General features: G+C 68.0%; 7 protein-coding genes. 6 read left to right on the forward strand and 1 reads right to left on the reverse strand.

All coding sequences use genetic code 11. From position 1 onward, the window contains the following. Positions 1–24: 24 nt before the first annotated feature. From BMZ38_RS14015 to BMZ38_RS14035, 5 genes are all read left to right on the forward strand, one after another. A complete protein-coding gene (locus tag BMZ38_RS14015) occupies positions 25–1,419 on the forward strand; it encodes a leucyl aminopeptidase family protein (RefSeq protein WP_091338925.1) in 1,395 nt (464 codons plus the stop codon). Positions 1,420–1,496: 77 nt separating this feature from the next. Then, complete coding sequence (locus BMZ38_RS14020) at positions 1,497–2,822, forward strand: aspartyl/asparaginyl beta-hydroxylase domain-containing protein (RefSeq protein WP_091338928.1); 1,326 nt, start codon at positions 1,497–1,499, stop codon at positions 2,820–2,822. 202 nt (positions 2,823–3,024) lie between these two features. Continuing rightward, positions 3,025–5,916 (forward strand): TonB-dependent receptor domain-containing protein, encoded by a 2,892-nt coding sequence (locus BMZ38_RS14025; protein WP_091338931.1) that lies wholly within the window; start codon positions 3,025–3,027, stop codon positions 5,914–5,916. 109 nt (positions 5,917–6,025) lie between these two features. Further along, positions 6,026–7,876 (forward strand): sulfotransferase, encoded by a 1,851-nt coding sequence (locus tag BMZ38_RS14030; protein ID WP_091338934.1) that lies wholly within the window; start codon positions 6,026–6,028, stop codon positions 7,874–7,876. Between the two features lie 99 nt (positions 7,877–7,975). Further along, the gene (locus BMZ38_RS14035; RefSeq protein WP_091338940.1) at positions 7,976–9,718 is read left to right on the forward strand and encodes a M1 family metallopeptidase; all 1,743 of its coding nucleotides are present in this window, start codon (positions 7,976–7,978) and stop codon (positions 9,716–9,718) included. 94 nt (positions 9,719–9,812) lie between these two features. Here BMZ38_RS14035 and BMZ38_RS14040 read toward each other — a convergent pair whose 3' ends face one another. Further along, positions 9,813–10,904 (reverse strand): serine hydrolase domain-containing protein, encoded by a 1,092-nt coding sequence (locus BMZ38_RS14040; RefSeq protein WP_175483834.1) that lies wholly within the window; start codon positions 10,902–10,904, stop codon positions 9,813–9,815. A 334-nt stretch (positions 10,905–11,238) separates the two neighbouring features. On the opposite strand from BMZ38_RS14040, the gene BMZ38_RS14045 reads away from it, so the two are divergent. Continuing rightward, the coding region (locus BMZ38_RS14045; RefSeq protein ID WP_175484749.1) for a transposase family protein at positions 11,239–11,500 on the forward strand (262 nt) is incomplete at its 3' end.

Genomic DNA, 11,500 nt, shown 5'->3' on the forward strand with positions numbered 1-11,500 from the left:
CCGCAAGCCACGAGGCACGAAGCCATGCCGGAGAGCGCCACCTCCGCCCTGATCGAACGCAAGGCCGGCAAGGCCCAGGGCACCGCCATCGAGACCGTCGACAGCGCGCGCTGCAAGCAGGCCCTGCGCCGGCTGGATGCCACCCAGCGACGCTGGGTCGAGCAGACCGGCTTCGAGCCCAGACCCGGACGCTTCGTGTTGGTGCCCGACGGCAACGGCAAGCTCGCGCGCGTGCTGGTGGCGATCGATCCGGCCGATCCGCTGGGCTCCCTGGCCGGCTTGCCACATGCGCTGCCGGCGGGCACGTACCACCTGGCTGACGAGGGCGCGCTGGGCGATACCCGCCTGGCCGCACTGGGCTGGGCGCTGGGCGCCTACCGTTTCGAGCGCTATCGCAAGAGCGGCCGGGCGGCGGCGACGCTGGCCGTCGACGCCGAGGATCTGGCTGCGCTGGCGCCGCTGGTGGAGGCCACCGCACGGGTGCGCGACCTGGTCAATACGCCCACCGAGGACATGGGGCCGGAGCAACTGGCCGGGGCGGTCAAGCAACTGGCCAAGGCGCACAAGGCCAAGGTGCGCGAGTGGGTCGGTGAGGAACTGCTTGCGGCCAACTTTCCGACCATCCACGCGGTCGGCCGCGCCAGCCATCGCGCGCCGCGGCTGGTCGAGCTGAGCTGGGGCAAGGCGAGCGACCCGAAGCTGGTGATCGTGGGCAAGGGCGTGTGCTTCGACACCGGCGGCCTGGACCTCAAGCCCGCCGATGGCATGCGCAACATGAAGAAGGACATGGGCGGCGCGGCGCACGCAATCGCCCTGGCCGGGCTGGTGATGCAGGCCGGGCTGCCGGTGCGCCTGACCCTGCTGATCCCCGCGGTGGAGAACGCGGTGGCCGGCAACGCGATGCGCCCCGGCGAGATCATCACCACCCGCGCCGGCCACACGGTGGAAGTGGACAACACCGACGCCGAGGGCCGGCTGATCCTGTGCGACGCGCTCGCCTACGGCGCCGAGCAGCAGCCGGACCTGATGCTGGACTTCGCCACCCTCACCGGCGCCGCGCGCGTGGCGCTGGGACCCGACCTGCCGGTGCTGTTCGCCAACCACGACGGCGCCGCCGAGCAGTTGCTCGATGCCGGCCGCGCGGTGGCCGATCCGCTGTGGCGGCTGCCGCTGTGGCGGCCCTACCGCAAGATGCTGGATTCGTCGGTGGCGGACTTCGCCAACGCGGGGCCGTCGCGGCACGCCGGCGCGATCACCGCAGCGCTCTACCTGGAGCGGTTCGTGCCCGATGGCCTTTCGTGGCTGCACCTGGATACCTATGCCTGGAACGATGCCGACCGGCCGGGACGGCCGCGTGGTGGCGAGGCGATGGGCGTGCGTGCAACGTTCGCGTTCCTGCAGAACCGCTACGCGCACTGACCTGCCGCCGTAGCCGGCGCCTGACGGGCGCTCTGCCACATGATCCCGCTCCGGGACTTGTCAGGTACGCTCGCGCGATGAACGCGCCGAAGGACGACCACCCGGACGCAGCCGCCGCGACCTGCCGCGCGCAGGCGCTGGAAGCCTTGCGGCGCGGCGACGTCGCGCTTGCCGAGCGGGCGTTTTCGCGCCTGCTGGATATCCAGCCCGATGACGTCGACGCGCTCCAGTTCCTGGCCTCCTGCCAGCTCGGCCGGGGTGAAGCGGCGCGCGCGATCGACTGGCTGCGCGCCGCACACCGCGCCCGCCCCAGGGACGCGGCGATCCTGCATCAGCTGGGCGCCGCACAGGTGCAGGCGGCAGATCTGCGCGGCGCCGAGGAAAGCCTGCGCCAAGGCCTGGAACTGGCACCCGGGATGTTCGTGGCACGCCTGCGACTGGGTGTGGTGTACGAGCAGCAAGGGCGCCGGCACGAAGCGATGGTGGCCTATCTGGGCGCGATCCATGCCGCGCAGGCGCAGGGCCGCTGGCTCAGCGACGAAACCACCGCCCCGGGCGTGCGCGACGCGGTGAAACACGCCACCCGGTATGTCGCCGCGGGTCGGCGCGAGCTGTTCAACGCGGTCATCGAGCCGCTGCGGCAGCGCTACGGGCGGGCCGAACTGGACCGCGTCGACCAGTGCCTGGCCATCTACCTGCAGGAGCAGCCCGCCTCCTTGCCCGATCCGAGGCAGCGTCCGCTGTTCCTTTATTTTCCCGGCGTGCCCAGCCAGCCGTTCTACCCGCGTGAGCGTTTTGCGCTACACACGCAACTGGAGGCGGCGGTGCAGATGATCGGCGCAGAGCTGCGCGCCGTGCTGTCGGAGGCGGATCGGCTCGTTCCCTTCCTGGGTGCATCCACGGCCGAGGCGGAGGCGGCGCAACTGCTCGGTTCGACCGGCACCCAAGAGGGCGCGTGGGATGCGTTCTTCTTCTACCGGCACGGCGTGCGCCACGACGCGAACAGCGCGCGCTGCCCGCACACCAGCGCACTGCTGGACGCCATGCCACTGGTCAGGGTGCGCGACCACGCGCCGGAAACGCTGTTCTCGGTGCTGCGTCCGGGCACGCACATCCTGCCGCACCGCGGTGTCACCAACACGCGCCTGGTCACGCACCTTCCGCTCGTTGTGCCGCCGGATTGCGCGCTGCGCGTCGGGGGCGAAACCCACGTGTGGGAAGAAGGCCGCTGCGTCACCTTCGACGACACCTTCGAACACGAGGCCTGGAACCACAGCGGGCAGACCCGCGTGGTGCTGATCATGGACAGCTGGAACCCCGACCTGACCGAGGTGGAACGGCTGGCGGTGACCGACCTGGTCGCGGCCATCGGCGACTTCAACCGGTCGGTGCCGGGGCCCTAGCCTCGCCGCAAGGGCCCCATCCGCCGGTGTCCGGATCGGCGGCAGATACCTTCCATGGCAGTCTCTGCGTGGGCCGCGGCAGCCCACCGGGGCACCCATGACCAAGCGCAGGGGCACTTGCTGGGCGAACAGTTCTTGCTGTCATACTCGGCGCGCTCGCAAGAGCGGGGGAAGCAGGGATCTACTTCACCGGGGAGTGCACATGAAATACGACTTGAACCACTTGTCATTGGCAGTGCGTCTGGCGTTGAGTGTGGGTGTTTTTTCGGCAGCGGGAGTAGCCCAAGCGCAGGTGTCGACGCCGGAGAATCCGCCGCCGGCCGACCAGACTGCGCCGGCCCAGACCACGCCGCCTTCCAAGAAGGAAGCCAAGACGCTGGAATCGGTCCTGGTGACCGGCTCGCTCATACGTCGCGTGGATGCCGAAACCGCCAGCCCGGTGGTGACACTGGACCGCGCGACCATCGCCAACTCGGGCAAACCCGTACTGGGCGACGTACTGCAGCAGATGCCGAGCATTTCCGGCAATGCGACCAACCCGCAGAACAACAGCAATGGCGGTGGCGTGGCCAGTCCGTTGCTGGAGGCCGGCGATGGCGCCTCGCGCGTCTCGCTGCGTGGCCTGGGGATCAACCGCACGCTGGTGCTGGTCAACGGCCAGCGCATGGCCAACCCGGACATCAACCTCATTCCGCCGGAAATGATCGAGCGGGTCGACGTGCTGGCCGAGGGCGCCTCCACGGTGTACGGCTCCGACGCCATCGGCGGCGTGGTCAACTTCATACTGCGCAAGGACTTCAAGGGCGCCCAGCTCAGTTTGAACGACGGCATTTCCAGCCATGGCGATTCCCAGCGCCGCGGGTTCAACCTGACCGGCGGCCTGACGGGCGAGCGCTACAGCATTGCCGCCGGCCTGGATTACAACAAGTACGACGCGACACTCGGCGCCGAGCGCAAGTTCTCCAAGCAGCAGCTTTATCTCTCCAGCGGTTCGGTGGTGGCGGCCGGCTCCAGCTCGATCCCGACCGGCCGCATCCAGGTGCCCGCGTCCGTGGCCGCTCAATATGGCTGCGCGATCGATCCGGCGACCAATACCGCCCAGGTGACGCTGGCGTCGGGCGACGGCTCGAGCCAGGCGGACTACCGGTGCCGCCTTTCTTCCGATACCTACAACTACGCAGCCCTCAACTACATCCAGACGGCGCAGAAGCGCACCAACGGCTTCGTCCTGGCCAACTTCAACATCACCGACAACGTGACCGCGTTCGTCGATGCGTTCTACAACCACACCTCATCCAGTGGCCAGGATGCGCCTTCCCCGGTCGGCACGGGCGACGGCCTGATCATCTCCTCCAGCAATCCGATCAATCCGTTCGGTGTCACCTTCAGCCATGATCCGGTTCCTGGCGATCCGAACAGCGGCTACAACTTCCAGACCCGTCTGACCGGCGCCGGCACGCGCGTGCACAGCTACACCACCAACACCGGCCAGATCAACGCGGGCCTGCGTGGCAATTTCGGCCAGACCAGCAGTTGGATCTGGGATGCCTCGATCAACTACAGCCACACCAAGCGCGACCAGCGCGACACCAACGAGGTGGATATCCCTTCGTTGCAGGCCGCCGTCGATGCAGGCGCGAATATTTTCGACCAGGCCAACGCCGGCGATCTGTTGAGTGCCGGCGTGAAAACGCCGATCTACGTCTATACCCAGTCCACCAAGCAGGCCCAGTTCGACACGAGCGGCGAGCTGTGGGACCTGCCCGCCGGGCCGGTGCAGCTGTCCGTCGGCGCCCTGTACCGCAAGCAGTTCATGAACTACACGGTGAGCGACTTTGCCGTGCTCGATCCGGTGACCACCACCTGCCAGATCCTGCAGGAAGCCTGCGGTTCGCCCGGCCGCGGCAGCTTCAACGTCAAGGAAGTCTTTGCCGAAACGCTGATCCCGCTGGTCTCCGACGTGCCATGGGCGCGCTCGCTGAACATCGACCTGGGCGTGCGCAGCTCCAACTACAGCACCACCGGCACCACCACGAACGGCAAGGTCGCGATCGAGTGGCGTCCGTCGGACGACCTGCTGGTGCGCGGTACGGTGTCACAGGTGTTCCGCGCGCCGAACCTCAACGAACTCTACGATGGTCGCACGCTGGTCCAGCCCAACCTCAACGATCCGTGCCGCGGGCTCAGCGCAGCCGACCTCGCGGCGCACCAGGCAGCCTGCCAGTTCGTTCCGGTGAACTGGGCCGGCAACTCGCCGGCGCAGGTCAACACGTTCTATTCCGGTGCGGCTACGGTGGGTTCGACGCTGAAGCCCGAAAAGGGCAAGTCCGTCGATATCGGGCTGGTCTACGATCCGGACTGGTTGCCCGGCGTGTCCACCAGCCTGGACTTCTGGCACATCTACCTGTCCAACACGCTGACGGCGATCCAGGCCGACATCGTGGTCAATTCCTGCTTCAACAACGCCAGCAGCCCGTACTGCTCGTTCATCCATCGCGAGGACAACACCAGCCGGCAGCCGGGTCAGGTGTTCCTGATCAATACGCCGGTGGTCAACCTGGGCAACCTCAGCACCAGCGGCATCGACTACACGCTGCGCTACAAGATCCCGCATTTCGACGTGGGCAGCGTGGACCCGGGCAATTTCCAGGCCGGCCTCAGCACCAGCTACACCTCCACGTACAACGTCAATGCCACACCGGGCCTGCCGGGTGCCGAGACGGTCAACTACGCCGGCACCTTCTCCCCGCAATTCGGCAACATCTCGCGCTGGCGCGGTACGGTCACGCTCAACTGGAACAAGGGCAACTGGAACGCCCAGTGGCAGTCGCGCTACATCAACCACCTGACCGCGCTCAATGCCGACGCCGTCATTGGCGGCGTGAACATCCCGGTGGCCTCGGTGCTCTACCACTCGATCCAGCTGGGCTACGCGGTGCCCTCGATCCACACCCGCTTCGACGTCGGCGTGGACAACCTCATGGACAAGCAGCCGCCGCGGCTTTACCAGAACGGTTCGAACTACAACGTGGACACCGCTACCTACGATGTCCTCGGACGCTATTACTGGGCCCGTGCGACGGTGAAGTTCTGAGGCCATAGACCGCAAGCAGACGTCGCAAGGCGTCGAAGCACCGGAGGGGTCGCGGATAGCTCCGCGGCCCCTCTTGCATAATGCGTCGGCCGACCCGCGATCGAAACGCATGCCCCATCCAGTCAGCGACCTCGCCAACGCCATCGCCGGCGCCTACAACGCCGGCGACATGGAGCGTGTCATCGCACTTGCGGCACAGGCGGGCAGCGAGGCTGACGAAGGCGTGCAACTGTTGCTTGGCGCAGCACAGCAGGCGACCGGCCGATACGACCAGGCCGCGACCACGTTTCGCCAACTGGCGCAGCGACGGCCGGAGGTCTCGGCCTACTGGAACAACCTGGGTGTTGCCTGTCGGCTGAGTGGCGATGCCGACGCCGCCGCGCAGGCGCTGTCGAGGGCAAGGTCGCTGGCGCCGGACGATGCCGAAGTGTTCTACAACCAGGGCCTGCTCTACATCCAGCAGCGACGTTGGCCACTGGCGCGGGAGACTTTGCTCGGCGCAGTGGAACGGTCGCCGGGCTTCGTCGAGGCCCGTCTGCAGGCCGCGTACGCCTGCTACGTCTGCGGCGACAACGTCCAGCAGGAGGCCATGCTGGCCGGGGCGGCCGACTGGCCCGCCCAGCCCGCCGAGCAGGCGCTGGTCCTGGCAGCGATGTTGTCGACCCAGGGCGACCTGGACACGGCCATGCGCACGCTGGCGCGGGCGCAGTTGCCCGGCGGACCGGCGGACGAGCCGCTGCGGCTGCGCATCACTGCCCAGCGGGTCCTGCTGCATGAGCGCAACAACCAACTCGACCAGGCGCAACGAGAGCTGCAACAGCTGCCGCTCGCCGGCCTCGACGCGCTGCCGCCAGAGGCAAGCCAGGCACGCGCGGATGGCTGGCGTGCGCACGCCGCGCTGGCGATGCGCGCTGGCGCCTGGGCCGAGGCTGCGGCGCTGTACCGGCGCGCGCTTGCGCTTGACGCGACCGACGAGGTCCGCGCCGGCGCCGGATTCGGCCTGGCCGCGGCGTGTGATCGGCAGGGGCATCGTTCGGAAGCATGGCAGGCCCTGCAGGCCGCGCACGCGGCGCAGCTCGAGATCGCGCGCGACGTGCTGCCGGAACTGCTGGCGCCCGACAGCCGGCCACTGCAGATGCCCGAGGTCGACCGCGACGCGCACGCCCGCTGGAAGCCGCTGCCCGCTCCCGCCAGCCGGCAGAGCCCGGTGTTCGTCGTCGGATTTCCGCGCTCGGGCACCACCTTGCTGGAGCAGATGCTCGATGCCCATCCGGATTTCCGCTCCATGGACGAGCGGGCGTTCATCCATGAACTGACCGGGCGCATGGAGCAGGCCGGCCAGCACTACCCCGCCGACCTGGCGAACCTGACCGCATCCGAGGCCGACCAGCTGCGCGCCGTCTACTTCCGCATGGTCGGGCGCGTGTTGCCGGATCTCGGAGCGCGCCGGCTGGTGGACAAGAATCCGCTCAACATGCTGTGCCTGCCGATGATCATGCGGCTGTTCCCGCAGGCGCGGATCATCCTGTGCCTGCGCCATCCCTGCGACGTGCTGCTCAGTTGCAGCATGCAGCCGTTCCGCTCGCCGGCCTTCATGGTGCTGTGTTCCTCGCTGCAGCGCCTGGCGCAGGGCTACGTGCAGGCCTTCGAGCAGTGGTATCGGCAGGTCGAGGTGTTCGGGCCGCGGGTGTTCGAGTGGCGCTACGAGACGGTCGTCGGCGACGTCGATGCTCACCTCCGGCGCCTGGGCGAATTTCTGGACATCGCCGACCCGTCACCCATGGCACGTTTCGCCGACCATGCACGGAACAAGCGCTTCATCAGCACGCCCAGCTATGCCCAGGTCACGCAGGGCATTCATCCCCGGGCAGTGAACCGCTGGCACGGCTACCGCGACCGGTTCGAACCGGTGCTGCCCCTGCTGCAGCCGTTGATCGACCGCCTCGGCTACGCGATCTGAGTGGTGTGCGGCCGGTCGGCAGCGGCGTGACTTCTGGCCTAGTCGCGACGACCACGCACGCGGCATGCTGCCCGATCGAACCCCAAGGAGCCCTCCCCCATGCAACCACGCCTGCCCTTGCTGGCGCTAGGCATCGCGCTCGGCCTCGCCGCCAGCGCGCATGCCGCCGAACCCGCCGCCGTCGCGCAGCCCAAGCTGACCGCGCAGACGCTCGATTCGGGCGGCGTCATGCCGGCCGAGCAGGCGCGCCTGAATTTCGACCACGCCGAATTGCACTTCACCATCGATCCGGCCAGGCGCCATCTCGACGGCGAGGCGACGCTGCGCTTCACCGCGCGCGAGCCGACCGACGTGCTGCTGCTGGATCTGGACCGCAACCTCCCCATCAAGCGCGTGGCCGTGGACGGCAAGCCGCTGGCCACGACTGCCTGGAGCAATCCGGATGGCCGGCTGCGCATCCAGCTGCCGCATGCCCTGGCCAAGGGCGGCAGCGTCAGCACCACCATCGTCTATGGCGGCCAGCCGCACGTGGCCAAGAAGGCGCCCTGGGATGGCGGCTTCGTATGGAGCCACACCGCCGATGGCCAGCCGTGGATCGCCAGCGCGGTCGAGGGCGAGGGCTGCGACCTGTTCTGGCCCTGCATCGACCAGCCCACCGGCGAGCCCGACCTGGTCGACACCTGGGTGACCGTGCCCAAGGCGCTGGCGGCGCCGGGCAACGGCGTACTGGTCGGCATCAAGGACAACGGCGCCACGCGCACCTGGCACTGGCGCATCAAGCAGCCGGACACCTACGCGATCACGATCAACGTCGGTCCGTTCGAGGAGCTCAAGGGCGACTACAAGAGCCGCTACGGCAACACCATCCCGATGCAGCTGTGGTACCTGCGCGGCCACGAGGCCGGTGCCAGGGCGCTGTTCGCCGAGTTCCCGCGCATGCTCGACTTCTTCGAGCAGGAGATCGGCCCCTACCCGTTCGGCGACGAGAAGATGGGCGTGGTCGAGACGCCGCACCTGGGCATGGAACACCAGACCATCAACGCCTACGGCAATGGCTACCCGAAGAGCGAGTTCGGCTTCGACTGGCTGCTACAGCACGAGTTCGCGCACGAGTGGTTTGGCAACCAGGTGACCAACCGCAACTGGGACGACATGTGGCTGCACGAGGGCTTCGGCACCTACATGCAGCCGCTGTACGGCCAGTATCTGCACGGCGACATGCCCTACTTCGCCATGCTGCACACCGAGCGGATGGCGCTTTCGAACAAGAAGCCGATCGTGTCGGGCCAGCCGAAAACCGAGGAGCAGGTCTACGATGGTAAGACCGGCCCGGGCCTGGACATCTACTACAAGGGCTCGCTGGTGCTGCACACGCTGCGTGGGCTGATCGGCGACGACGCCTTCTTCGAGAGCGTGCGCCGGCTGGTCTACGGCCGGCCGGACCCCAAGCCGGGCAACTTCAAGCCGCGCTACGCCACCACCGGGGACTTCATCGACATCGTCGACCAGGTCACCGGCAAGGACCTGAAGTGGTTCTTCGACGTCTATCTGTATGACGCCGCGCTGCCGAAGCTGGAGACGACGCGCCACGGCGACATGCTGCAGTTCCATTGGGTAACGGGGCATGGCGAGCCGTTCCCGATGCCGCTGGACGTGCAGGTCGGCCACACCGTGCACACGCTGCCGATGACCGGCGGCGCAGGCGAGCTCAGCGTTCCGGAGGGCAGCCTGATGATCGTCGACCCGCGCTCGAAGGTGCTGCGCGAGATGCCGCACGTGGAGGCGTTCCAGGCGTGGAAGAAGGCGCAGGCGGCGCAGAAGAAGGACGGCAAGAAGGACTGAGCGGTGCGCGGGCGCGGCGGCGTTTCTGTTGCCGCCGCGCCAAGGGCATGTGCGGCCGCCGGGTCTTCGCTGCGGCGGAGATCAGGCCGCGGCGTCAGGGCCTCGCGTACCAGGCCTCCAGCACGTCGTCGGCAAAGGCCGAAAGCGTGTCTTCGTCCAGGTTGGCGTTGTTGAGCACGACCAGCGAACGGTCGTCTCCCACGGCATGGACCAGCAGCGCCTTGAAGCCGCCCATGGAACCGATTTCCCAGGCCAGGGTGACGCGCCCGCCTCCCAGTTCCCGCTGCATCACCCGCCCCCCGATCGCATAGTGTTCGGCCGTGTCGTGCACGGTCATCAGCGCGCGCATGCTGTCGCGGGACAGCCACGGCGTCTCGTAGACGACATGCGCCAGCCGCGCAAGATCGCCTGCCGTGCTGTAGATGGTGCCGGTGGGGACCAGGTAGCCGGGTATCACGTGGACCTCGACCGCCGCGTCCGGCTCGGGCGACGCGTACGCCACCGCGTGATGGTGCGTGTGGCGAAAATCGCCATGGGTGACCCCACTGTCCTTCAACCCGGCGGGCCCGAACACTGATGTCTGCAGCAGCCGCTCCAGCGGCATGCCCGAGGCCCTTTCGAGCACCGCCTGTGCCAGTAGCCAGTTGGTATGGGCGTAGTCGAAGCGGGTCCCGGGGGCGAAGACCAGCGGCCCCTGGGCGTAACGGCGCACGGCCTCAGCCGCGGACAAGCGCTGCGCCGCCACGTCCGGGCGGTTGATGTATCGGGTGGACAGGCGGTCCTGGATGCCGCTCATGTTCGAGAGCACCTGGATCAGGTTCACGCGATCGCCAACGCTGGCCGGGTAGCCCGGCAGGTCATGGCTCAACGGTGCCGACAGGTCCAGGCGACCCCGGTCGGCCAGCTTCAGTGCGGCCAGCGTGGTGAACCATTTCGACACCGACCCTACCTGGAAACGGGTCTCGGCTGTCACAGGCCGCTTGTCTGCGCGGTCGGCAAGACCGTACGCATGCTCGAACACGGGATGCCCGTGGTCGACGAGCAGGATGTCGCCGCTGAAGGCGTGCGCGCTGACGAATCTGTCGATGGTGCCGGCCAGGCCTTTCGGGACCGGGCGGGACACGGCGGACGCCTGCAGCGCCAGCAAGGCGAGCAGGGCGGCGGCAATCCGACTCAGAAGGCGCATGGCCGTTTCCATGGGGAGGAGCTGGGATTCTAGGCCCGGAGGACACCGAGGCGCCTGGGGCGGGGCATCGATGGAGGCGGCGCAGGCGAGGCCGCGCGTGCCTGGCCGCTGCCGCGCGACGCAAGCGGCAGCTACAGGTTCGCCACGGTACGACTCCGTTCTTCACAGGGATCTGCGGGCCCGGCCCCCGATCCCACGCATTCTGCGGAGCGCTCCCGACGAGCGCGCCCCCGCGGCGCGGAGGCCAAAAAAAAGGTTCTTCGCAGGTTTCCGTGGAGCGTTTTCCCTAGCATCGATAACTTAGACCTTTCGAGAGAGGTCTAAGGGACGTTCCATGCTGGATCGGAAGACGATCGAGGCGCTGGGTGGCTGGAAGGGATACCGGGTGGAGCGGGTCGTGTGGCCGGAGGGCGAGAGCCGCACGGTGATGATCCACCTGAAGCCGTCCGCCAAAACGATGCATTGCGCGCATTGCGGCAACCGATGCCGGCAGGTCCATGAGACGACCGTTCGCCGGGTGCGTGACCTTCCGCTGTTTGCGCTTCGGGTCGTGCTCGTGGTGCCGCGCCGACGGGTATGGTGCGATCGCTGCGGCG

It is taken from the genome of Frateuria terrea, assembly GCF_900115705.1.
Classification (GTDB): Bacteria; Pseudomonadota; Gammaproteobacteria; order Xanthomonadales; family Rhodanobacteraceae; genus Frateuria_A; species Frateuria_A terrea.

What these genes read in the sequence shown, in the direction of transcription:
- BMZ38_RS14015 (WP_091338925.1), top strand. Translation starts at nt 25, where the DNA reads ATGCCGGAGAGCGCCACCTCCGCCCTGATCGAACGCAAGGCCGGCAAG.
- BMZ38_RS14020 (WP_091338928.1), top strand. Translation starts at nt 1,497, where the DNA reads ATGAACGCGCCGAAGGACGACCACCCGGACGCAGCCGCCGCGACCTGC.
- BMZ38_RS14025 (WP_091338931.1), top strand. Translation starts at nt 3,025, where the DNA reads ATGAAATACGACTTGAACCACTTGTCATTGGCAGTGCGTCTGGCGTTG.
- BMZ38_RS14030 (WP_091338934.1), top strand. Translation starts at nt 6,026, where the DNA reads ATGCCCCATCCAGTCAGCGACCTCGCCAACGCCATCGCCGGCGCCTAC.
- BMZ38_RS14035 (WP_091338940.1), top strand. Translation starts at nt 7,976, where the DNA reads ATGCAACCACGCCTGCCCTTGCTGGCGCTAGGCATCGCGCTCGGCCTC.
- BMZ38_RS14040 (WP_175483834.1), bottom strand. Translation starts at nt 10,904, where the DNA reads ATGCGCCTTCTGAGTCGGATTGCCGCCGCCCTGCTCGCCTTGCTGGCG.